21 protein-coding genes are annotated in these 21,591 nt (G+C 64.2%); 7 read left to right on the top strand and 14 right to left on the bottom strand.

Features of this window, described 5'->3' with window-relative positions; translation table 11 throughout:
• Positions 1–151 precede the first annotated feature (151 nt).
• From ACNHGR_RS12335 to ACNHGR_RS12320, 4 genes are all read right to left on the bottom strand, one after another.
• Positions 152–337: a CstA-like transporter-associated (seleno)protein gene (locus ACNHGR_RS12335; RefSeq protein WP_184267660.1), complete on the bottom strand. Its 186-nt coding sequence runs from the start codon at positions 335–337 to the stop codon at positions 152–154.
• Positions 334–2,382 carry a carbon starvation CstA family protein gene (locus tag ACNHGR_RS12330; RefSeq protein WP_475286442.1) on the bottom strand — a complete coding sequence of 683 codons (2,049 nt, stop codon included), beginning with the start codon at positions 2,380–2,382 and terminating at the stop codon, positions 334–336. Before ACNHGR_RS12330 ends, ACNHGR_RS12335 begins: the two co-directional genes overlap by 4 nt.
• A gap of 86 nt (positions 2,383–2,468) precedes the next feature.
• Positions 2,469–2,861 (bottom strand): DoxX family protein, encoded by a 393-nt coding sequence (locus tag ACNHGR_RS12325; protein WP_475286440.1) that lies wholly within the window; start codon positions 2,859–2,861, stop codon positions 2,469–2,471.
• A 5-nt stretch (positions 2,862–2,866) separates the two neighbouring features.
• Positions 2,867–3,310, bottom strand: coding sequence for a pyridoxamine 5'-phosphate oxidase family protein (locus ACNHGR_RS12320; protein ID WP_184267653.1), 444 nt, complete (start codon positions 3,308–3,310; stop codon positions 2,867–2,869).
• Positions 3,311–3,434: 124 nt separating this feature from the next.
• Here ACNHGR_RS12320 and ACNHGR_RS12315 point away from each other — a divergent pair, with 124 nt between their 5' ends.
• A complete protein-coding gene (locus tag ACNHGR_RS12315; RefSeq protein ID WP_475286439.1) occupies positions 3,435–3,986 on the top strand; it encodes a 2'-5' RNA ligase family protein in 552 nt (183 codons plus the stop codon).
• Between the two features lie 160 nt (positions 3,987–4,146).
• Here ACNHGR_RS12315 and ACNHGR_RS12310 read toward each other — a convergent pair whose 3' ends face one another.
• The 9 genes from ACNHGR_RS12310 to ACNHGR_RS12270 all read right to left on the bottom strand — a co-directional run bounded on the left by ACNHGR_RS12310 (position 4,147) and on the right by ACNHGR_RS12270 (position 12,929).
• Positions 4,147–4,449: an alkylphosphonate utilization protein gene (locus ACNHGR_RS12310; RefSeq protein WP_475286437.1), complete on the bottom strand. Its 303-nt coding sequence runs from the start codon at positions 4,447–4,449 to the stop codon at positions 4,147–4,149.
• A gap of 6 nt (positions 4,450–4,455) precedes the next feature.
• The gene (gene yihA / locus ACNHGR_RS12305; RefSeq protein ID WP_475286435.1) at positions 4,456–5,103 is read right to left on the bottom strand and encodes a ribosome biogenesis GTP-binding protein YihA/YsxC; all 648 of its coding nucleotides are present in this window, start codon (positions 5,101–5,103) and stop codon (positions 4,456–4,458) included.
• An 87-nt stretch (positions 5,104–5,190) separates the two neighbouring features.
• Positions 5,191–6,891 (bottom strand): membrane protein insertase YidC, encoded by a 1,701-nt coding sequence (gene yidC, locus ACNHGR_RS12300; RefSeq protein ID WP_475286433.1) that lies wholly within the window; start codon positions 6,889–6,891, stop codon positions 5,191–5,193.
• 33 nt (positions 6,892–6,924) lie between these two features.
• Positions 6,925–7,137: a membrane protein insertion efficiency factor YidD gene (yidD, locus tag ACNHGR_RS12295; protein ID WP_088182279.1), complete on the bottom strand. Its 213-nt coding sequence runs from the start codon at positions 7,135–7,137 to the stop codon at positions 6,925–6,927.
• The gene (gene rnpA, locus ACNHGR_RS12290; protein ID WP_475288405.1) at positions 7,134–7,559 is read right to left on the bottom strand and encodes a ribonuclease P protein component; all 426 of its coding nucleotides are present in this window, start codon (positions 7,557–7,559) and stop codon (positions 7,134–7,136) included. Before rnpA ends, yidD begins: the two co-directional genes overlap by 4 nt.
• Positions 7,560–7,594: 35 nt before the next feature.
• On the bottom strand, positions 7,595–7,729 hold the full coding sequence (rpmH, locus tag ACNHGR_RS12285; RefSeq protein ID WP_021227954.1) for a 50S ribosomal protein L34: 135 nt from the start codon (positions 7,727–7,729) through the stop codon (positions 7,595–7,597).
• A gap of 208 nt (positions 7,730–7,937) precedes the next feature.
• On the bottom strand, positions 7,938–8,702 hold the full coding sequence (locus tag ACNHGR_RS12280) for a DsbA family protein (RefSeq protein WP_184267643.1): 765 nt from the start codon (positions 8,700–8,702) through the stop codon (positions 7,938–7,940).
• Positions 8,703–8,704: 2 nt separating this feature from the next.
• Positions 8,705–10,054: a M48 family metalloprotease gene (locus ACNHGR_RS12275; protein WP_475286430.1), complete on the bottom strand. Its 1,350-nt coding sequence runs from the start codon at positions 10,052–10,054 to the stop codon at positions 8,705–8,707.
• A gap of 139 nt (positions 10,055–10,193) precedes the next feature.
• Positions 10,194–12,929: an Rne/Rng family ribonuclease gene (locus ACNHGR_RS12270; protein WP_475286429.1), complete on the bottom strand. Its 2,736-nt coding sequence runs from the start codon at positions 12,927–12,929 to the stop codon at positions 10,194–10,196.
• Between the two features lie 525 nt (positions 12,930–13,454).
• Here ACNHGR_RS12270 and ACNHGR_RS12265 point away from each other — a divergent pair.
• Together ACNHGR_RS12265 and ACNHGR_RS12260 are read left to right on the top strand one after the other, a co-directional pair.
• Complete coding sequence (locus ACNHGR_RS12265) at positions 13,455–14,735, top strand: N-acetylmuramoyl-L-alanine amidase (protein WP_475286427.1); 1,281 nt, start codon at positions 13,455–13,457, stop codon at positions 14,733–14,735.
• Between the two features lie 206 nt (positions 14,736–14,941).
• Positions 14,942–17,485, top strand: coding sequence for a transglycosylase domain-containing protein (locus tag ACNHGR_RS12260; RefSeq protein ID WP_184267637.1), 2,544 nt, complete (start codon positions 14,942–14,944; stop codon positions 17,483–17,485).
• 77 nt (positions 17,486–17,562) lie between these two features.
• On the opposite strand, the gene ACNHGR_RS12255 is transcribed toward ACNHGR_RS12260, so the two are convergent.
• Positions 17,563–17,991: a hypothetical protein gene (locus tag ACNHGR_RS12255; RefSeq protein WP_184267635.1), complete on the bottom strand. Its 429-nt coding sequence runs from the start codon at positions 17,989–17,991 to the stop codon at positions 17,563–17,565.
• A 290-nt stretch (positions 17,992–18,281) separates the two neighbouring features.
• On the opposite strand from ACNHGR_RS12255, the gene prfB reads away from it, so the two are divergent.
• The 4 genes from prfB (at position 18,282) to ACNHGR_RS12235 (ending at position 21,581) form a co-directional block, all read left to right on the top strand.
• Positions 18,282–19,409, top strand: coding sequence for a peptide chain release factor 2 (gene prfB / locus ACNHGR_RS12250; protein ID WP_475286425.1), 1,128 nt, complete (start codon positions 18,282–18,284; stop codon positions 19,407–19,409).
• Entirely contained in the window at positions 19,409–20,140 is a 732-nt protein-coding gene (locus tag ACNHGR_RS12245) for a class I SAM-dependent methyltransferase (protein WP_475286423.1), read from the top strand. Before prfB ends, ACNHGR_RS12245 begins: the two co-directional genes overlap by 1 nt.
• Before the next feature lie 37 nt (positions 20,141–20,177).
• A complete protein-coding gene (locus ACNHGR_RS12240; RefSeq protein ID WP_184272109.1) occupies positions 20,178–20,429 on the top strand; it encodes a hypothetical protein in 252 nt (83 codons plus the stop codon).
• Positions 20,430–20,531: 102 nt separating this feature from the next.
• Positions 20,532–21,581 carry an NADP(H)-dependent aldo-keto reductase gene (locus ACNHGR_RS12235; protein WP_184267629.1) on the top strand — a complete coding sequence of 350 codons (1,050 nt, stop codon included), beginning with the start codon at positions 20,532–20,534 and terminating at the stop codon, positions 21,579–21,581.
• Positions 21,582–21,591 lie beyond the last annotated feature (10 nt).

Raw genomic sequence — 21,591 nt, 5'->3', positions numbered from 1 at the left:
GCCCTAGCAAAGCGACGGAAGCGATCAATACCCCATATGGCGTATTTTTGAAATTTCTGGTCGCGAATTTGGATTTTACAGTCGTAATATTACGAGTGTTGCAGCATGTGTCGTTCCGGACAATTGTTAACAGACTGTTTCTTGTGTGGTTTCAGCAGCAGCGACCGCCATTTTTGCCGCCATAGCGAGCTTGCTGTCGGTCACGAAAAAATTCGATGCGAGTCATGGCTGGCCGGTCCGGATGCTGGTCCGCCATATGGCGCAGATAGGCGTCATAGTCCGGCTGGCCGACCATGAGTCGCGCGGTGCGGCGCGCAATGTCGAGCCAGCCGCTCATTCCGCCGGCACCAGTTGCGACGGAATTTCGCGTGCGGTGGGGGCGGCGATGCGACGCGCGGCAAGACAGGTCTTCACGGTGAAGAACAGCAGCGAGAGCACCACCGCCAGGAACAGCGCCACCAGCGCGGCATCGACCCGGTCGTTGAAGATGATCCGCTGCATCTCCGCCATCGACTTGGCGGGGCTGAGCACCTCGCCGGCATCCGCTGCGGCACTGAACTTCGCTGCATGGGCCAGGAACCCGACCTTCGCATCGGCGGAGAAGAGCTTCAGCCAGCCGGCCGACAGGGTGCAGATCAGCAGCCACGTCGCCGGCACCATCGTCACCCAGGCAAAGCGATCCCGCTTCATGCGGAACAGCACCGCCGTGCCCAGCATCAACGCGATCGCCGCGAGCATCTGGTTGGAAATGCCAAATACTGGCCAGAGTGTGTTCACCCCGCCCAGAGGATCGGTGACGCCCTGATAGAGGAAAAAGCCCCAGGCCGCGACGCACAGGCCCGTGGCGACGATGCCGGGCACATGGCTCTTCGTTTCCTTGAAGCTGGGTACCGCCAGCGCGATCAGATCCTGCAACATGAAGCGGCCGGCGCGGGTGCCGGCGTCCACGGCGGTCAGGATGAACAGCGCCTCGAACAATATCGCGAAATGATACCAGAAGGCCTTCATCGCCGGCCCGCCGACGACATGGCTGAAGATTTCCGCCATCGCCACCGCCAGCGTCGGCGCACCGCCCGCGCGGCTGATGATCGTATGTTCGCCCACATCCTTCGCCGTCTGCGCGATCAGATCGGGCGAGATGGGGAAGCCCATGGCGGTGACGGCGGCCGAAGCGCTTGTCGGATCGGTGCCGATCAGCGCGGCCGGGCTGTTCATCGTGAAATAGATGCCGGGGTCCAGGATCGACGCGCCGACCAGCGCCATGATCGCCACGAACGCCTCCATCAGCATCGCGCCATAGCCGATCATCGGCGCATGGGCTTCGCTGGCGATCAGCTTGGGCGTGGTGCCGCTGGAGATGAGCGCATGGAATCCCGACACCGCCCCGCAGGCGATGGTGATGAACAGGAAGGGGAAGAGGCCGCCCGACCAGACCGGGCCATTGCCGCCGACAAACTGGGTGACGGCATGCATTTTGAGCGGCGGGGCCATGATGACGATGCCGACGGCGAGCGCCGCGATCGCCCCGATCTTGAGGAAGGTCGACAGATAATCGCGCGGCGCCAGCAGCAGCCAGACCGGCAGGACGGAGGCGACCGCGCCATAGCCGATCAGGATCCAGCAGAGCTGCACCGGCGTGAAGGTGAAGGCCGGGCCCCAGACCGGTGATTCGGCGATCGCCTGCCCATAGACGATGGCGGCGAGCAGGCCGATGAGGCCGAGGATCGACACTTCGCCGATGCGGCCGGGCCTGATCCAGCGTGTGTAGGCGCCCATGGCCATGGCCAGCGGCACGGTAGCAGCGACGGTGAACATGCCCCACGGGCTTTCCGCCAGCGCCTTGACCACGATCAGCGCCAGAACGGCGAGGATGATGACCATGATCATGAAGGCGCCGAACAAGGCGATCGTGCCCGCGACCTGCCCCATTTCCATGCGGATCAGCTCACCCAGCGACTTGCCGTCGCGGCGCATGGAGATGAACAGGACCATGAAGTCCTGCACAGCGCCTGCCAGCACTACGCCGAAGATGATCCACAATGTGCCGGGCAGATAGCCCATCTGCGCCGCCAGCACCGGGCCGACCAGCGGCCCCGCGCCCGCAATCGCCGCGAAATGATGACCGAACAGCACTGTCTTGTCGGTCGCCACATAGTCGAGGCCATCCGCGCGGCGGATCGCCGGGGTGGGCCGGGACGGATCAAGCCGCATCACATGGCGGGCGATATAGAGGGCATAATAGCGATAGGCGACCAGGAAGCAGCTCACCGCCGCGACCACGATCCACAGCGCATTGACGGCCTCGCCGCGCGACACTGCCACCACGGCCAGCGCCACCGCGCCGAGAATTGCGGTCAAAATCCAGGGAATGTGCCGGGTCATGCCGCCTCGCCGATGCCAGATTGTTCGTTTCGATATGGACGCGCACCCTAAGCTGCTGGCCCTGAAAGACAACCTGCTACCGGCTGCTACCTTCGTCGGAAGGGCCAGTCGATGACGGTGCTGGCCCAGAGCGCCCACCAGATGATGACCGGTTGCAGCGCAAGGCGCGGGCCATGATACCACCAGCTCAGATGTACGCCGCCCAGCGCTATGTCGTTCATCGCGTGGTTGATATTGGCCGGCCAGACGCACAGGGCATAGAGCGCCAGCCCGATCCCGGCGGCGCGGCGCAACGGCGGGATCATCAGGCCCGTTGCCCCGGCGAGTTCGCCAACGCCCGTCAGCGCCACGACCAGTGTGGGCGCGGGCACCCAATCGGGTGTGATCGCGACAAAGCCAGCCGGTCGCATCAGGTGCGCGACGCCGGCCAGCGCATAAAGGACGGCAAGCGTGATGCGGGCGATCGTCCGGCCGCGCATCCCGATCAATGCATCACGTCGATTTCCAGCTCGCCCTCATCCTGTCCGTCCCAATAATGGGCGCGTTCGGCATGGACGCGGATCATCACCAGACCCGGCGTGTCGACGCCATCCTCGAACCACAGTTCCAGGTCGGGATTCCAGTGATCGACAAACAGGCTGCGGTCCCGGATCAGGGACGCATGGCCCTCCAGCGCGATGAACAGCGGGCGCTGGCCAAACAACCCGCTCTTGCCGTGGAAGGACAGGCTGACGCGCGGGTCGCGCTCGATATCCCGCACCATCAGCGTATCTTCGGTGGTGAAATAATAGCTGTCCCCGCCATGGGCGACATCCTGATTGTTGCTCATCGGCCGGGCGCCGATATGGCCGTCCTCGGTATGGGTCGACAGCATCGCGAAATCGATATGCTGCATCTTCTCGGACAGGCTGGCGATTGTGTGCTGCATATGCCTCACTCCTTTCCTCCATCGGGTCTTAACGCAGGATAGGGCGATTCGGGTTCCTGACCCAATCGACACAAAAGGGAATGGAACATATAAAGAACATTCTACATGATTCGGGAATCGTTATATGGGCCGCCGGGCTGCCCCCATTTATCGCCTGTTCTTTGCGGTGAAGCCGCCGCCGCGCGTCGCACGGCAGATCGATCATTATGCAGAGATATTGGCGGGCGGGGCTGATCGCATATTGCCTGCGCACCAGCATGTGACGCTAGGCATTTCCGCGGATGTGCCGACATATCCACAGGCGCTGATCGAGAGGTTGCAGGGCGCGGCGACGCGGATCATGGCCGATCCGTTCGACCTGCTGCTCGATCGGTTGAGCTATGGTGGCCGGTCGGCGGCGCTGCGTCCGTCGCGCAGCAATGCGGCGCTGGCCCGGTTGCAGCGGCAGGTGGCCGACACGCTGAAACGATCGGCGACCCCGCCGCGCGAGGACTGGTCCTTCAGCCCGCACCAGACGCTCTTCTATCGCGACGGTCCGCCGGGGCAGCGCCGCATCGACGGCTTTGGCTGGCGCGTGGAGGAACTGGTGCTGATATGCAGCCATGTCGGCCGCACCCGGCATGATACGGTCGGTACATGGACGCTACAGGGCGACGCGCAATATAGCCTGTTTTGAGGGTGGGCATATATTAAGCCCCTCCCTTTCAAGGGAGGGGTTGGGGTGGGTGCGAGCGAAGCGAGTTTCCAACCTATCGGTAATAGGGCGCCGCTGGTGTTGTGTACCCATCCCCGGTCCCTCCCTTGAAAGGGAAGAAGGAGACAGGTGCAATCCGCACTCACCGCTTCCGCACGAACTCCGCGCGCAGCACCAGTCCCTTGATCCCGTCATATTTGCAGTCGATTTCCTGCGCGTCGCCGGTCAGGCGGATCGCCTTGATGAGCGTGCCGCGCTTCAATGTCTGGCCTGCACCCTTGACGGTCAGATCCTTGATCAGCGTCACCTGATCGCCATCGGCGAGCAAATTGCCGACCGAATCGCGTACTTCCACCGCGCTGGTCGCGTCCGATTTCGCGGCGGCATCGGCCGCGCTGATCCATTCGCCGGTCGCTTCGTCATAGACATAATCGTCGTCGGCCATGGCGTCTTATCCCTGACTGACGGCTTCCAGCACCGCGGCGCGCAGTTCGGGGATACCCATGCCCTTCTCGCTCGATGTGGCGATGATGTCGGGGTGGGCGGCTGGGCGCTTGCGGATCGCGTCGGCAGTCTTCTGCGTCACAGCGGCCAGTTCGCTGGCCTTGATCTTGTCGCTCTTGGTCAGGACGATGCGATAGCTGACCGCCGCGCCATCCAGCATGTCCAGCATGTCGGTATCGACATCCTTGATGCCATGGCGGCTGTCGATCAGCACCAGCGCACGCTTCAGTGCCGCGCGCCCGCGCAGATAGTCGTTCACCAGGAAGCGCCACTTCTTCACCAGATCCTTGGGCGCCTTGGCATAGCCATAGCCCGGCATGTCGACCAGCCGGAAGCGCAGCGGATCGCCCACGTCGAAGAAGTTGAGTTCCTGCGTGCGCCCCGGCGTGTTGGACGTACGGGCGAGGCCGTTGCGGTTGGTCAGCGCGTTCAGCAGCGACGATTTGCCCACATTGGACCGGCCGGCAAAGGCGACCTCATTGACCGCCATGTCGGGCAGGAAATCCAACGTCGGCGCGGACTTGAGGAAGGCGATCGGCCCGGAAAACAGCTTGCGCGCTTCCTCGATCAGGGCGGTGTTATCTTCTTCTGTCATTCCACACTCCGTTCGGTTCGAGCTTGTCGAGAACCGTAGGCACCCGTTTCTCGACAAGCTCGAAACGAACGGGCGTGGTGCCGCGATTTACTTCGCCGTCGCGGGGGCAGCGACCGGGTGCTTGCGATAAAGCCACCATTGCTGCGCCATCGACAGGCAGTTGTTGGTGATCCAGTAGACCAGCAGGCCCGCCGCGAACGGCGCCATGATGAACATCATCATCCACGGCATGATCGAGAAGATCTGCTGCTGCATCGGGTCCATCTGCGCGGGGTTCAGCTTGAACTGGAAGTACATGCTGATGCCCAGCAGCAGCGCCAGCACACCGATCGCCAGGAAGGAGGGCGGGGTGAAGGGCAGCAGGCCGAACAGGTTGAGGATGTGCATCGGGTCGGGCGCGGACAGATCCTTGATCCACAGCACGAAGGGCTGGTGACGCATTTCGATCGTCAGCTGCAACACCTTGTACAGCGCGAAGAAGATCGGGATCTGGATGAAGATGGGCAGGCAGCCGGCGAGCGGGTTCACCTTCTCCTGCTTGTACAGCGCCATCATCTCCTGCTGGAGGCGCGGCTTGTCGTCCTTATACTTCTCCTGGAGCAGCTTCATCTTGGGCTGCACCGCGCGCATCGCCGCCATGCTGGCGAACTGGCGCTGGGCGACCGGGAACATCAGCGCGCGGACGCAGAAGGTCAGGCCGATGATGGCGACGCCGAAATTGCCCAGCGTTTCGAACAGCCAGTGCAGCAGCGCGAAGATCGGCTTTTCGAACCAGTAGAACCAGCCCCAGTCGATCGCGCGATCGAACAGCGGAATGCCGGCATCCTGATAGGCTTCCAGCGTCTTCACTTCCTTGGCGCCGACGAACAGGCGGATGGTCTGGGTCGCGGCCTTCCCGGGCGCCAGCATGGTCGAACCCAGAGCGGCGTCGGCCTGATATTGCGTGCCCGCACCCTTACGGAACTGGCCGGCAAAGTCGGCGTCGGTGGCCGGGACCAGCGCGGACAGCCAATATTTGTCGGTGAAGCCGATCCAGCCGCCCTTGGACTGGAAGCTCTGGGTCGAGGGCCCCTTGTCCAGATCCTTGTAATTCACGTCATAATTTGCCGCGCCATTGAACACGCCCATCGGGCCGACATGGATGGTCCAGGTGTCGGGGTCCTTGGGGATGCCGTTGCGGCTGATATAGCTGTAGGGCTTTACGCCCACGGCGCCGGCGCCGGTGTTCGACACCTTCTGCGCGGCGGTAATCATGTAATTTTCGTCCACCGAAAGGCGGATTTCGAAGGTCTGGCCGGCGCCGTTGTTCCATGTCAGCGTGACTGGGCTGGTCGGCGTCAAGGCGGCGCCCTGCGCGGTCCAGACCGTGTCCTTGGTCGGCGTCTTGAGACCTTCGCCCTGCCAGCCGAAGCCGGCGAAATAGGCGTCGGCGGTGCCGCTGGGGCTGTAGAGGCGGACGGCGGGCGAATCCTTGGCGATCGTCTCGCTATAGGTCGGCAGCACGATATCGTCGATGCGCGCGCCCTTCAGGTTGATCGATCCGGTCAGCTTGGGCGTGCGGATCGGCACGCGCGGGCTTTCCTTCAGCACGATCGCGCGATCGCGAATCACGGCCGGGCCATCGGCCGTATCGGTACCGGGCGCGGCGACCGGCGTGGTCTTGCCGCCTTCGATCTTCGTCGCGGGCGGATTGGCCGCCGGGAAGACATAATGGGAGACATAGGGCCAGCCGAACAGGATCGCTGCGGTCAGCAGCACCGCCAGAATGATATTCTTCTTTTCGTCCACGCTTTTCGGCTCCGCCGTCTTATGTCTGCTATGTCAGGGGACCGGGTCGTAGCCCGATCCGCCCCATGGGTGGCATCGCATTAGCCGCTTGAACCCCAGCCAGCTACCCTTGATCGCGCCATATTTGCGGATGGCCACAATCGCATATTCGGAACAGGATGGGGCGTAGCGGCAGGTGGGGGGCAGGATGCGCGAAGGACCAAGCTGCCAGAAGCGCGCGATCAGGATCAGCAGGCGGGCGATCACGCCCCCTTTTCCTGCTTGTGCGCCTGCGGCTTGTCGCGGGAAGGGCGGCCACGGCCCCTGTTCTGATTGCCAGTCCGCGACGAATCGCGCGGGGGATCGACCGGGCGGGACATGATCTTGCCCAGCGCCTTGGTCAGTTCCGCGTGGAGCAGGGTGAAATCGCGCTCGATCCCACCATCCCGGCCGATCAGCACATGATCCGCGCCGGCAATGCCATGCAGCGGCAGCAACTCGCGCGCCAGAACGCGAAAACGGCGCTTCATCCTATTGCGGATGACAGCGCCGCCAACTTTCTTGGTCACCGTGATGCCATAACGCATCGCCGGATCGCCGTCGCCGCGCTCACGCACCAGCAGGACAAAGCCCGGCATGGGGGCGCGGCGTCCGCGATTCGCCGCCAGAAAATCCGCGCGCCGGACCATCATGGCCGGCGCGGCAGCATTTTCAGGCGTGGAAGTCAGGCGCAGAGATTCTTGCGGCCGCGAGCGCGACGGGCGCGCATCACGTTGCGACCACCCGGGGTCGCCATGCGGGCGCGGAAACCGTGACGGCGCTTCCGAACCAGATTGCTCGGCTGAAAAGTGCGCTTCATCGTTCATTCCTCAAAACAGATAGAGAATCAGGCGTGACAAAAAAGGGCCGCCAAATCAGCGGCCACCAGTCAGGGGGCGTCCGATAGGCAAAAGGGGGGGGGAAGTCAATGGGTGAGGCGGCAAGAGTCCGTTCGTTTCGAGCGAAGTCGAGAAACGCCGGCGCAGCGCTTCCCGCTTCTCGACACGCTCGAAGCGAACGGGCGTGGGTTATTTCCCGCGAGCGCTCGCCACGCCGTCCTTCAGCGCATCGAAACCCACCGCGCCATTGAGCACCTGACCGCCGATCACGAAGGTCGGGGTGCCGCTGGCCTGCAATTTCTGGGCGAGCGCGATGTTGGACTGGATTTCCGAATCATATTTGGTCGACGCGATCGCCGATTCGGCTTCCGATTTGGTAAGCCCCGCCTTGGCGGCGGCGGCCAGGATCGTCTCGCGCGTCACCTTGCCCGCGCCATAGAGCGCCTTGTGATAGGGCATATACTGCCCACGCTCGGCGGCGAGCAGCGACACCTTGGCGGCGTCGCTGCTGGCTTCGGACAAGATCGGCAATTCGCGATAGACGACCTTTACCTTCGCGTCCGAGCTGACCAGCTTGGCGAGGTCCGGCAGCGAGGCGCGGCAATAGCCGCAGGCATAGTCGAAAAATTCGACCACGGTGACGTCGGCATTGGCCGCGCCTTCCCATGCCCCGGCATAGGGGGTTTCGAGCGCGCTGCGGCTGGCATCGATGGTGCTCGACATGCGCTTGGCCTGCAACTTCTCCACCGCCTGCGGGATGATCTCGGGATGCTCCAATATATAGTCGTGCACGATCTTCTCGATCGCGGCCTTGTCATTGGCATTGACGCTGGCGGGCGCCTGCGCGGCCAGCGCGACGCCGGCAATGGCGGTCAGGGCGAGGGCGCCAAGGGTCATCTGTATGGTCCTGTTGGAAAGGGCCGCGCGAAAGCTGGGCCGGGTCTGGTCTGTCATATCTATCTTTTCTTGCGCTGCTGTTCGATCGCGGCGCGGGATGTCATCGCGATATCCTGCGCCCGCAGATAGTCAACCGTGCCGGCCTTCAATCCCTGCATCGCGGCGTCTGCGCTGCGCAGCGCCATCGGGTGCTGGCCCATCATCGCATAGCGTTCCGCCGTCGCCAGCGCGGCGCGGGGCGTGTCGCCGCGCCGTTCGTAGACGACGCCCAGCTGATACCAGGCGAAGGGATTTTCCCGGTCGCGCTGCACGGCCAGACGCAGCACCTGCTCGGCCTCGGCAAAATTGCTCTCATCCTCCGTCGCGATCAGCGCGTGGGACAGCAGCACCGAAATGAGCGGCTGATTGGTGATCTTCACCGCCTCGCGCAGCGGCGCGACGGCATCCTTGGGCCGCCCGCTTTCCAGCAGGATCTGGCCTTTGAGTTCCAGGAAATAGGGATCGTGCGGTGCGGCGGCGAGCAGCGCGTCGGCCTCGTCCAGTGCCTTTTGCGGATAGGCGCTCTTATGCCAGGCATAGGCCCGCGCATAATGGGCCGGTATCGACTGGTCGCTCTCCGGATATTTCTGCAAGGTCTGGGTCGGTTCCGACACGAAGCCGATCAGCTTGGCCTTGATCCGCTCGAACCGCGCCTCCAGCGCCCTGTCCGGCGGGCGGTCCCAGGCCGGGTCGACGGTATAGACCTCGCGCAGCACATTGATGCGCTCGCCCGACAGCGGGTGGGTGCGGCCGTAACTATTGTCCTGCGGAATCGCGAGGCGATATTCCTGATTTTGCAGCTTCTTGAAGAATTCCAGGCTGCCCTTGCCGCTCAACCCCGCAGCCGACAGATAGCGCGCGCCGGCCAGATCGGCGGAGCTTTCCTGCCCGCGCGAAAAAGCCAGATATTTCGACATGCCGACCTGCTGGCCCAGACCCATCAGGCCCATGCCCGCTTCCGCGCCGCCCGCGGCGATCGCCGCCGCGCCGAGCACCAGGCTCAATATGGTAACGCTGGTGGCTTCCTTGATGCCCTCGCCAGACCGGATGACGTGCCCGCCCTCGATATGGCCCAGTTCGTGCGCGACGACGCCCTGCAACTGGTTCACATTGTCGGCCTGCGCGATCAGCCCGCTATGCACCCAGACATATTGGCCGCCCGCGACGAAGGCGTTGATCTCCGGGTCGTTGATGACCATCACCTGCACATTTTTCGGCTCCATGCCGGCCGCCTTGACCAGCGGCCCCGACATGTCGGCCATGAAGGATTCGGTTTCGGCGTCGCGCAGGATGGACTGCGCCATGGCTGGCCGCGCCATCAGCGCGAGCGATGCCAGCAGGAGGGCGATGCACTGGGACAGGCGGATCATCGGGCGGATCATTGGGTTTTGGCGATGCCATGCCCGCCCTGAACCTGCCGTGAAGACAGATGCAATGAAAAGCGCCGCTGCGCACCGGTCGGAACCGGAAGGGCAGCGGCGCTCGTTCATCGGCTATGGCGTCCTGGGCTTACTGGCCGAAGGTGCGCTGCCACCAGCCGCGGCGCGGTTCGCCATTTTCGCCTTCGCCCTCTTCGCCGGCCGTTGCGGCTTCGGCGACAGGGGCGTCCGGCGCAGCGGCTTCCACCACCGTCTCGGGGACGGGGGCAGTGGCTTCGGCCTCGGCCGCCACGACATCCGCCTTCTTGCGGCGGGTGCGCTTGGGCTTGGCCGGTGCTTCCTCAATTGCGACGGGTTCAGCAGCCGGGGCCGTCTCGGCGGCAGCAGCAGCAGCGGCGGCAGCCTCTTCCGCCAGGATGTCGGCCTTCTTGCGGCGGGTGCGCTTGGGCTTGGCTGGTGCTTCCTCCACCGCAGCTTCGGCCGGGGCCTCGACGGGGGGGGCGGCCGGGGCAGGGGCCTCGGTCACGGCCTCGACGGTCGGCTCGACATCCGCCTTCTTGCGGGCGCGGGGACGACGACGGGTCTTGGAGCTTTCCTCGGCAGGCGCTTCCTCGACCACGGCTTCGGTCACCGGCTCGGGCGCCGTCTCGACCATATCGACCTGCGCCGGTTCGGCAGCTTCGGCATCGACCGATGCGCTGTCCTCACCATCGCCACCTTCGCGACGGCGACGGCCACCGCGACGACCGCGACGGTTGCGACGACGGCCGGTGCTTTCCTCTTCCTCGCCGGCGTCGACGGTTTCGGCTGGGGCATCGCTTGCCTCGTCCGCCATTTCGTCGCCTTCGGCTTCCAGATCGGCGCTGGCATCCTCGCCGCCTTCATCGGTGCCATGTTCATCGCGCGACCCGCTGCGGCGGCGGCGGCGGCGGCGGCGGCGGCGGCCACCACCTTCCCGCTCTTCGTCCCGGTCGCCACGGGGGCGGCGCTCTTCGGACTCAGCTTCGGCTTCGGCCTCCTCGACCTCTTCCTCTTCTTCCTCCTCGATGACGTCCAGATCGTCATCCTCTTCCGGCAGCGGCGCATAGGTCACGACGCGCTCGGGGCGCGGGCCACTGGCCTCGACCGACATGCGCGCGCCTTCGATCTCGCCATCGGGCAGGATCGCGATGCGCACGCCATAGCGCTGTTCGATCTCGTCCAGTTCGGCGCGCTTGTTGTTGAGGACGTAGAAGGCCGCTTCCTGGCTGGCGCGCAGCGTGATGAGGCTGCCGCGTCCACGCGCCGCTTCCTCTTCCAGCATGCGCAGCGCGCCCAGGCCCGCCGACGATGCGGTGCGGACCAGGCCCGTGCCTTCGCAATGCGGGCACTGGCGGGTGGAGGCTTCCAGCACGCCGGTGCGCAGGCGCTGGCGGCTCATTTCCATCAGGCCAAAGCCCGAAATGCGGCCGACCTGAATACGGGCGCGATCGTCCTTCAGCGCCTCCTTCATCGCCTTCTCGACCTTGCGGATGTTGGAGTTCACCTCCATGTCGATGAAGTCGATGACGACGAGGCCGGCCATGTCGCGCAGGCGCAACTGACGCGCGATTTCGCGCGCGGCTTCCAGATTAGTCGCCACGGCAGTCTGCTCGATGCCATGTTCACGGGTCGACCGGCCCGAGTTGATGTCGATCGACACCAGGGCTTCAGTCGGGTTGATGACCAGATAGCCGCCCGACTTCAGCTGCACGACGGGGTTGTACATCGCTGCAAGCTGTTCTTCGACGCTGGCGCGCTGGAACAGCGACACAGGGTCGGCATATTGCTTCACGCGGCGCGCATGGCTCGGCATTAGCAGGCGCATGAAGTCCTTGGCGGCCTTGTAGCCATGCTCGCCCTCGACGATCACTTCCTCAATATCCTTGTTATAGATATCGCGGATCGCGCGCTTGATGAGGTCGCTGTCGTTATGGATCAGCTCCGGCGCGGCGGCCTTGAGCGTCTTTTCGCGAATCTCGTCCCACAGGCGAGCGAGATAGTCGAAGTCGCGCTTGATCTCCGGCTTGGTGCGCTGGAGGCCGGCGGTCCGCACGATGCAGCCCATCGACGAAGGCAGCGCCATTTCGGCGATGATCGACTTCAACCGCTTGCGGTCGGCCGCATTGCTGATCTTGCGCGAAATCCCGCCGCCATGGCTGGTGTTCGGCATCAGCACGCAATAGCGACCGGCCAGCGACAGGTAAGTGGTCAGCGCCGCGCCCTTGTTGCCGCGCTCTTCCTTGACGACCTGTACCAGCAGCACCTGGCGGCGCTTGATGACGTCCTGAATCTTGTAGCGGCGGCGTAGCGCCATGCGCTTGCGGCGCAGTTCGTCGGCGGCATCGTCGCCGGCCCGGCCGCGACCACGACCACCGCGACGGCCACCGCGCGCCGAATCGGCTTCGCCGGCTTCGCCGCCCTCGGCATGCTCGCCTTCTTCCTCATCGTCATGATGATGGGACGCCTCGACATATTCGACGCCGCCTTCGGGCGCGACATGGTCGTGCTCTTCATCCTCATCGTCATAATCGGCGCGCAGCGCGGCTTCTTCTTCGGCATGGGCGCGTTCTTCGCGCAGCAGCGCCTCGCGGTCCTCGCGCGGAATCTGGTAATAGTCCGGGTGGATTTCGCTGAAGGCCAGAAAGCCGTGGCGGTTGCCGCCATAATCGACGAACGCCGCCTGGAGCGATGGCTCCACGCGGGTGACCTTGGCCAGATAGATATTGCCCTTGAGCTGCTTGTGCTCGGCGGACTCGAAGTCGAATTCCTCGATCCGGTTACCCTTGACGACCGCGACCCGGGTCTCTTCCCGGTGGCGCGCATCGATCAGCATACGCATTGTCATGTAATAGTCTCCGGCGTGGACGGGTCGCGACGCTGGGCCGCGACGCCACGCGATTGTGAAGGGACGGCCGGGCGCGCGCCTTGAAGGGCGCGGATGTCGGCATCGTCCAGGTTTCGAAGGAAAAGTGCGCGTCTGCTGCGTCGGCAGGGCCGGACAAGGCGCCGGGCCGTACCATCCACGCCGCATCGCCCGTTGCCGGGGTCAGCGTGGAATGGAAATCATGCCTCATGCAGCGTCAACCTGTTCATATCATCGACGGGGGTGCGATCCCGCGACCGCCGATGCTTATCTCATTGCCCTGAAAGGCCATCCTCATATGGGCGGACCTGTCAGGAATATGAATGGGTAGCAGTCAAATACCCATGGGGCAACGTCTGCCTGAAATATTGTGACTCGGTTGCCACATTTGGCGTGGCGGAGGGATTTCATGCTGAAGCGCGCGTTAACCGTCTCATTTTACGGGACTCAAACGGCTGATGCTTAATCCGGTGTTCAGCGTGGGGACGCTCAAGACGGAACATCGTCATGAAATTTGGCTGGACGGCCAGCGGCCGTGCGTTGCACAAGCAGCGCATGTTCCAGAGCCTTGCCCTGGCAGGGATGATTATCGCAGCCGCTCCCAGCAGTGCGGGCGGCATCGCTGGCGTCGATGTGCGGGACGATGATGTCGTCGTGCGCTTCGATGGCCGGGTTGATGGCGCATCGGCCTTCCTGCTGGACGCGCCGCGCCGGGTCGCACTCGATATCGATGGCGCGCAGATGGGGCGTTTCCAGTTTGCGCCGGGCAAGGGCAGCGTGTCTTCGGTGCGTCAGGGGCAGTTGAACAGCGGCACTGCGCGGGTGGTGCTGGACCTGTCTTCCCCCGCCACGCTCGGCAATCTGCAAATGGCGCCCGATGGCAAGTCGCTCAGCTTCTCGCTTCAGGGGGTTAGCGATACGCGCTTCCGCAGCGAGGTGGGCAAGGGGCGTACCCGTTTCGATGCGCCGGCCGACATGGCGGCGCGTCCGCAAAAGCGCATCCATTCGATCACAGTGCCGATCCCGGCTGCGGCGCGCGGCGTGGCCCTGCCCGCGGTGGAGGGCGCGCATGACGGTGCCCGGCCGCTGGTGGTTATCGACGCCGGCCATGGCGGTCATGATCCGGGCGCAATCAACAAGGACAATGGCAAGCGCGAAAAGGACGTCACGCTCGCCATCGCCCAGGCGATTCGCGACCAGTTGGTCAAGTCCGGCCGGGTCCGGGTGGCGCTGACCCGCGATGACGACAAATTCCTGGTGCTCCAGGAACGCTATGGCATCGCGCGCAAGCTGGGCGCTGACCTGTTCATCTCCATCCATGCCGATGCGGCGGAAAATACGGAGGCGCATGGCGCCACCGTCTACACCCTGTCCGAAACTGCGTCCGACCGTGAAGCAGCCCGGCTTGCCGCGCGCGAAAACAAGGTGGACATCATCAATGGCGTGAACCTCGGCGGCCAGTCGGGCGACGTGTCCTCGATCCTGATCGACCTGACGCAGCGCGAATCGATGAACATCTCGGCCAATTTCGCCCGATTGCTCCAGCGTGAGGCGGCGCCCTATGTGCCCTTCCGCAGCGCCTATCACCGCTTCGCCTCGCTGATGGTGCTGAAAGCCCCGGACACGCCGTCCATCCTGTTCGAAACCGGCTATATCAGCAATGAAGCCGACAGCAGCTTCCTCTCCTCGCGCGAGGGGCAGCAGAAGATCGCCCGCGGCGTCGCCCGCGCGATCGAAGTGCATTTCGCCCGCAAGCTGGCGATGCGCGACGGCACGGCAGGCGGATAAACTGTCCTATCGGCCGGACGTCTGCTATCATGGCGGTGTCTTTCCGATAGGATCAGGCCCGCGTAACAATATGTCAAAATCTGCGGGAAAAGTGCGAAGTTAACGGGCGGCGCGCTGGTAGTGGGGGCAGGGACGACCGGATGATGCGGCGGATCGCATCATCCGCACTGGCCTTGGCCGCAATTTGACCCTAGAGCCTCTTTCCCATGGAAGAGGCCCGTTCCGATACCGCCCCATCGTCTTTCGCCTATCGCCTGCGTCGCGATGCCGGGGGCTTTTTCAGTCGCCTGGCGCCGCTCTGGTCGCGGCGCCTGTTCCGCTGGTCGGCGATCTTGCTGGGCGGGTTTCTGCTCGGGATCGGCCTGTTCTGGTTGATCTTCGCGCGCGGCCTGCCGGATGCGGCCACATTGCTGGAATATGAGCCGCCGCTGCCGACCATCGTGCGCGACATCAACGGCCAGCCGGTCCACAGCTATGCCCGCGAACGGCGCGTCCAGCTGCAATATAGCGATTATCCGCAGCAGTTGATCCACGCCTATCTGGCGGCGGAAGACAAGACTTTCTTCGAACATCATGGCGTCGACATTCCGGGCTTTGCCGGCGCAGTGTTCGACTATGTCAGCAAGCTGGGGTCTGGCCAGCGCGCCCGTGGCGGTTCGACCATCACCCAGCAGGTCGCCAAGAACCTCCTGATCGGCGACGAATATTCGCCCACGCGCAAGGTGAAGGAAATGATCCTCGCCTACCGCATGGAAGGGGTGCTGTCGAAACAGCAGATCCTCGAACTCTATCTCAACCAGATCTTCCTTGGCCGGAACGCCTATGGCGTACAGGCCGCCGCGCGTGCCTATTTCGACAAGGATGTCGCCGACCTGCAACTGCATGAAATGGCCTATCTCGCCATCCTGCCCAAGGGGCCGGCCAATTATCGCCCGGAAAGCGAGACCGGCCATGCCCGCGCGCTCGACCGCCGCAACTGGGCGCTGGGCGAAATGGAGAAGAATGGCTGGATCAGCGCTGCCCAGCGCGCTGCCGCGCAGGCGCAGCCGCTCGGTACGGTGCAGGCCCATGGCTCCAGCTTCGACGCCCGCGCCGGCGGCTATTATATGGAAGAGGTGCGCCGTCGCCTGATCCAGCTGTTCGGCGAAAAGGCGGAGGACGGCCCCAACAGCGTCTATGCCGGCGGCCTCTGGGTCCGCAGCCCCTATGATCCGGTCTTGCAGGACAATGTGGCGACCGCGCTGCGCAATGGCCTGCTGCGCTTCGACGCCGGGCGCGGCTGGTCTGGTCCGATCGGCCATGTCAATGTCGACAATGGCTGGGAACGCGAACTCGCCGCCAGCTATGTCGATGTCGACTATGCCCAGTGGCGCGTCGCCGTCATCATCAGCCGCACGTCGAGCGATGCGCAGATCGGCTTTGCCGATGGCAGCACCGGCACCCTGCCGGCCAGCGCCGCCAACACCCCCTATCGCAAGACCGGCGGCCCTGCCTTCTCGGCCATGAAGCCGGGTGACCTGATCGTCGTTGCGCGCAACGGGGCAAGCTGGGCGCTGCGCAACATTCCCGAAGTGTCGGGCGGCATGGTCGCGCAGGAAGTGCATTCGGGCCGTATCCGCGCGATGCAGGGCGGCTTCGATTCGCGCCTGTCCAGTTACAACCGCGCGACGCAGGCGCTGCGCCAGCCAGGCTCCACCATCAAGCCTTTCGTCTATGCCGCCGCGCTCGACAATGGCATGACCCCGGCGTCGATCATCGTCGATGGTCCCTTGTGCGTCTATCAGGGCGCGGGCCTTGGCCAGAAATGCTTCCGCAACTTCTCCGGCGGCAGCGCCGGGCCGCAGACGATGCGCTGGGGCGTGGAACAGTCGCGCAACCTGATGACCGTGCGCGCCGCCAGCCAGACCGGCATGGACCGTGTCGTGCGCACCATCAAGAATATGGGGATCGGCGACTATCAGCCCTATCTCTCCTTCGCGCTCGGCGCGGGCGAGACGACGGTGGAGCGGATGGTCAACGCCTATGCGACGCTCGCCAATCAGGGCAAGCAGTTCCCGTCCAAGGTGATGGACTATGTCCAGGATCGCCGGGGCAAGGTGATCTGGCCGGAACGCTGGCGCCCGTGCGACGGCTGCAACATGGCGAACTGGGACGGCAAGCCGATGCCCCGCTTCGGCATGGAGGGTAAGCAGGTCATGAATCCGATGACCGCCTATCAGGTCGTCCACATCACCGAAGGCGTGATCCAGCGCGGCACCGCGACCGTGCTGGCGGACCTGAAGCGCCCGCTCTTCGGCAAGACCGGCACCACCAATGGCCCGACGAACGTCTGGTTCGTCGGCGGCTCGCCCGACATCGTGGCCGGCGTCTATATCGGTTACGACCAGCCACGCAGCCTTGGCGGCTGGGCGCAGGGCGGGCGCATCGCAGCCCCAATCTGGAAGGCGGCGATGACGCCCTTGCTGGAAACCATGCCCAAGACGCCCTTTGTCGCCCCGGCCGGCATCCGCATGGTCGCGATCGACCGGCGATCGGGCAAGCGCGTCTATGGCGCCTGGCCGGGCACTGATCCCAAGCCCGCGATCATCTGGGAAGCGTTCAAGCCCGAATCCGAACCGCGCCGCACCATCCGCAAGGAAGAGGCCGAGGAACAGGCCAAGGTCGCCGCCGCCCGCGCCGACCGCGCCATTTCCACCGGCCGCCGTCGCACCGACGCTGACTTCCTGGAAGGACAGGGCGGGATTTATTGACGGCCCGTCTTTGACGAAATGGTGAAAGACAAGGGGGGCGGACATATCGCCCCCCTTGTCCTATCGGGCGGCGTGTATCAGGCCGCCCTGCGCCGCGCGGGCTGCCCCAGTTCCATGTCCATCAGCAACTGCACCGATCGCAGCGCGCAGCAGAAGGTGCACAGCAGCGCGTCGCTGCATGCATGGGCAAAGGGGGCGGTGCGCCGGCCCTGCAACAGGTTGATGAGGCGATTTTCGTCATCGGACAGGGAAGTGCCCCGGCCCAGCCGCAATGGCCGCCCCAGTAAGGCGACGGTCAGGTCCAGCAAACTGTCGATCGCCGGCAGCAACTGACCGCAGCCATAATGGCCGAGCCGTCCATGGAGGCTGGTCAGCGTGGGCCGCTGGTGGCGGCGCGCCTGGCCCCAGCAGCGTACGGCGTCAAGAAACAGGAACAGTGCCGATGGACTCTGGCGGGCGATGGCGGAATGCGCGTTCGCACGGGCGGTCTTGTGAATGGTCGTCATGGGATAGCCTTTTTATGAAGCCTGTCCCCCTTTCGCCGCGCCGGTCGGTCTGCGTTGGACCCACTCTGCGCACGCCCCTGTTAGCGTCCTGATATGTCCTGAAAATTTCGCATTTGCGTGAAGATCGCAATAGGCGGGGGCAGGCTTTTCGATGGATTGCATCGCCATCGCGACAAGGCAGGTGCTTGACGAACGGCGATTTCCTCAAGAAGGACGGCCGTTCGACAAATCGGGGCCGAACGCCTAATGCGCTGTTCGACCGCTGAGGCGTGAAAGTTGGAGAATCAGTCATGCGCGCCGAAGCGCAGCAATATATCGACCGTATCGACGCCGCGCTGGCCCTGCTGCGCCAATCGCTGGACTGGGACCGCGCCCTGCGCCGCCTGGACGAACTGAACGCGCGCGTGGAAGACCCGACCCTGTGGGACAATGCCAAGCTGGCGCAGGAAGTGATGCGGGAACGCACCCGCCTCGACAGCGCGATCGGCGCCACCCGCGCGATCGAGACGGATAAGAGCGATACCGCCGAACTCATCGAAATGGCCGAGGCCGAGGGTGACGAGGATATGGTGAGCGAAGCGATCGGATCGCTGAAAGCGCTGGCCGACCGGGCGGATGAGGACAAGATCAAGGCTCTGCTGTCCGGCGAAGCCGACGGCAGCGACACCTATCTGGAAATCCATGCCGGCGCAGGCGGGACGGAAAGCCAGGACTGGGCCGAAATCCTGTCGCGCATGTATCGCCGCTGGGCCGAACGGCGCGGCTACAAGGTCGAACTGGTCGATTATCAGGCGGGCGAAACCGCCGGCATCAAGTCCGCCACCTTCCTGTTCAAGGGCGAAAATGCCTATGGCTATGCCAAGACCGAAAGCGGCGTTCACCGCCTGGTCCGCATCAGCCCCTATGACAGCGCCGCGCGTCGCCACACCAGCTTCTCGTCGGTCTGGGTCTATCCGGTGATCGACGACAATATCGATATCGAGGTCAAGGAATCCGACCTCAAGATCGATACCTATCGCGCATCGGGTGCGGGCGGTCAGCACGTCAACACCACCGACTCCGCGGTCCGCATCACCCACGTCCCCTCGGGCATCATCGTCGCGTCGCAGAATGACCGGTCGCAGCACAAGAACCGCGCGACCGCGATGAACATGCTCAAGGCGCGCCTGTACGAAGCCGAACTGCGCAAGCGCGAGGAGGCGGCCAGCACCGACTATCAGGCCAAGACCGAGATCGGCTGGGGTCACCAGATTCGCTCCTATGTGTTGCAACCCTACCAGCTGGTGAAGGATCTGCGCACCGGCGTCACCTCGACCGCGCCCGACGATGTGCTGGACGGCGCGCTCGATCCCTTCATGGCCGCCGCGCTCTCGCAGAAGGTGACGGGCGAGAAGGTCGATGTGGAGGATGTCGACTGATGAACCGGGCGGTTCTGGCGGGCGCGTTTCTCCTGCTGGCCGCCCCTCTGGCCGCCTGCGACCAGATGGGCGGCGGCAACGAGACGCAGCGCTCCGCCGCCGCCGAACCCTTTCCGCAGGCGGACCGTCCCGTCGCGCCGATCGTGTCGACCCGCTGGTCGAGCGAGGAAGCGCGCGACCGGGTCAACGAAGCGGCGGATATCATGGACCGGGCGGGCATCCGACCGGGCATGACCGTTGCCGATCTTGGCGCGGGTGAGGGCTATTATACGGTGCGTCTGGCCAAGCGGGTGGGGCCAAAGGGCCGCGTCCTGGCCGAAGATATCATGCCCGAGGTGATCGAGGCATTGTCGCGTCGCATCACGCGCGAAAAATGGGACAATGTGAGCGTCAAGCTGGGGGTTCCGGAAGATCCGAAACTGCCCGAAAACAGCTTCGACCGCATCCTGATGGTCCATATGTATCATGAAATTGCCGAACCCTATGCGTTTCTCTGGCACCTCAGCCCCGCGCTCAAAAAGGATGGCGAACTGATCGTGGTCGATGCCAATCGGCCGACCGACCAGCATGGCACGCCCCCTCGCCTGCTGGCCTGCGAACTGGCTGCCATGGGCTTCCGCATGGAAGAGCTGATCCCCAAGCCGACCGCCGGTGGTTATCTGGCGCGTTTCCGCCGCATCGCCGCGCGTCCCGACCCTGCCAGCATCGTGCCCTGCGCCCTTCAGGGGTAGCTTGCTCCTGCAGCACGGCCTGCTGTAGGGGCGGATGATGCATTTCGACGATCAGCTTCTGCGCTATTTCGGTACCACCGATCTCGACACCCTGCCGGCCCCAACGATCGAGGCCGGGATCGACCGGATGCAGGTCGACCTGGGGCTGGAGGAGGATCGCGGCCGTCGATTCGCGCTCTGGTCGCTCCTCTATCTGCTGGGCAACGCGCCCGATCTGGATGTCGCCTTCGAGGATGCGGCGGATCGGGAGGCGGCGCGCAATTTCATGGACCTGACCGACGACGCTTGATGGGCGCTCATGGGGCGATGAGTTTTGATTAAGCGCCGCGCGCCCTCTTTCCTTGCGCCCCTCGACAGATAAGAGGCTACCCCAACATTTCAGGAGGATCGGATGGAATATCGCACGCTCGGCCGCACGGATATCAAGGTCAGCCTGATCTGCCTGGGCACGATGACCTGGGGGTCGCAAAATAGCGAGGCGGAAGCCCATGCGCAGCTTGACCATGCGATCGGGCAGGGCGTCAATTTCATCGATACGGCCGAGGCTTATCCTGTCACGCCGGTCAGTGCCGACACGCAGTTCCTGACCGAAACCTATATCGGCAACTGGATCGCCAAGCGGGGCAGGCGCGACGACATCATATTGGCGACAAAGGTGGCCGGGCCGACACGCGACCCGGTCCGCACATTTCGCGGCGGTGGCAACCGGCTGGACCGGCGCAACATATTGGAAGCGGTGGACGACAGTCTGAAGCGCCTGCGCACCGACTATATCGATCTGTATCAGGTCCACTGGCCCGACCGGCCGGTGCCGTCCTTTGGCCGACGCGGGCTCGCCGCGATCGGGGATGGCCCCGAAACCGTCTCGATCGAAGAAACGCTGGGTGCGCTGGCCGAACTGGTGCAGGCCGGAAAGATCCGCCATTTCGGCATATCCAACGAAACGCCTTGGGGCGTCAGCGAATATCTGCGCCTGTCGCGCGACAAGGGGCTGCCCCGCGTCGCGTCGATCCAGAATGCCTATAATCTGCTCAACCGGCTGTTCGAAACCGGCCTGTCCGAATTTGCCCTGCGCGAGGATGTGGGGCTGCTCGCCTATTCGCCGCTGGCGGGCGGCAACCTGACCGGCAAATATCTGGGCGGGGTGATCCCATCGGGTTCACGCCGCGACGTGGCGAAGCAGTTCATCCGTTATGATCTGCCCAATCAGGCTATCGCCAGCGCCCGCTATGTCGCGATCGCCCATGCCTTCGGCCTGGACCCGGCGCAGATGGCGCTGGCCTTCGTCCATGCCCAACCCTTCGTCACATCCACCATCATCGGTGCGACCAGTCTGGAGCAGTTGCGGGCGGACATTGCCAGCGTCGACATCCGTTTGACACAGGAGCAACTGGCCGCGATCGATGAAATTCATCGCCTCATTCCCGACCCCTGTCCCTGAAAAGGCAGGA

Source organism: Sphingobium sp. RS1 (assembly GCF_056156825.1).
This window is presented reverse-complemented; position numbering and strand designations above follow the sequence as displayed.

Excerpts from the sequence above, each read along its gene's own strand:
- ACNHGR_RS12265 (WP_475286427.1), top strand. The coding sequence starts at position 13,455 with ATGAAATTTGGCTGGACGGCCAGCGGCCGTGCGTTGCACAAGCAGCGC.
- ACNHGR_RS12245 (WP_475286423.1), top strand. The coding sequence starts at position 19,409 with ATGAACCGGGCGGTTCTGGCGGGCGCGTTTCTCCTGCTGGCCGCCCCT.
- yihA (WP_475286435.1), bottom strand. The coding sequence starts at position 5,103 with ATGACAGAAGAAGATAACACCGCCCTGATCGAGGAAGCGCGCAAGCTG.
- ACNHGR_RS12335 (WP_184267660.1), bottom strand. The coding sequence starts at position 337 with ATGAGCGGCTGGCTCGACATTGCGCGCCGCACCGCGCGACTCATGGTC.
- ACNHGR_RS12255 (WP_184267635.1), bottom strand. The coding sequence starts at position 17,991 with ATGACGACCATTCACAAGACCGCCCGTGCGAACGCGCATTCCGCCATC.
- ACNHGR_RS12235 (WP_184267629.1), top strand. The coding sequence starts at position 20,532 with ATGGAATATCGCACGCTCGGCCGCACGGATATCAAGGTCAGCCTGATC.
- ACNHGR_RS12310 (WP_475286437.1), bottom strand. The coding sequence starts at position 4,449 with ATGGCCGACGACGATTATGTCTATGACGAAGCGACCGGCGAATGGATC.
- rnpA (WP_475288405.1), bottom strand. The coding sequence starts at position 7,559 with ATGGTCCGGCGCGCGGATTTTCTGGCGGCGAATCGCGGACGCCGCGCC.
- ACNHGR_RS12240 (WP_184272109.1), top strand. The coding sequence starts at position 20,178 with ATGCATTTCGACGATCAGCTTCTGCGCTATTTCGGTACCACCGATCTC.
- ACNHGR_RS12260 (WP_184267637.1), top strand. The coding sequence starts at position 14,942 with ATGGAAGAGGCCCGTTCCGATACCGCCCCATCGTCTTTCGCCTATCGC.
- ACNHGR_RS12275 (WP_475286430.1), bottom strand. The coding sequence starts at position 10,054 with ATGATCCGCCTGTCCCAGTGCATCGCCCTCCTGCTGGCATCGCTCGCG.
- ACNHGR_RS12280 (WP_184267643.1), bottom strand. The coding sequence starts at position 8,702 with ATGACAGACCAGACCCGGCCCAGCTTTCGCGCGGCCCTTTCCAACAGG.
- ACNHGR_RS12320 (WP_184267653.1), bottom strand. The coding sequence starts at position 3,310 with ATGCAGCACACAATCGCCAGCCTGTCCGAGAAGATGCAGCATATCGAT.
- rpmH (WP_021227954.1), bottom strand. The coding sequence starts at position 7,729 with ATGAAGCGCACTTTTCAGCCGAGCAATCTGGTTCGGAAGCGCCGTCAC.
- ACNHGR_RS12330 (WP_475286442.1), bottom strand. The coding sequence starts at position 2,382 with ATGACCCGGCACATTCCCTGGATTTTGACCGCAATTCTCGGCGCGGTG.
- ACNHGR_RS12325 (WP_475286440.1), bottom strand. The coding sequence starts at position 2,861 with ATGCGCGGCCGGACGATCGCCCGCATCACGCTTGCCGTCCTTTATGCG.
- prfB (WP_475286425.1), top strand. The coding sequence starts at position 18,282 with ATGCGCGCCGAAGCGCAGCAATATATCGACCGTATCGACGCCGCGCTG.
- ACNHGR_RS12270 (WP_475286429.1), bottom strand. The coding sequence starts at position 12,929 with ATGACAATGCGTATGCTGATCGATGCGCGCCACCGGGAAGAGACCCGG.
- ACNHGR_RS12315 (WP_475286439.1), top strand. The coding sequence starts at position 3,435 with ATGGGCCGCCGGGCTGCCCCCATTTATCGCCTGTTCTTTGCGGTGAAG.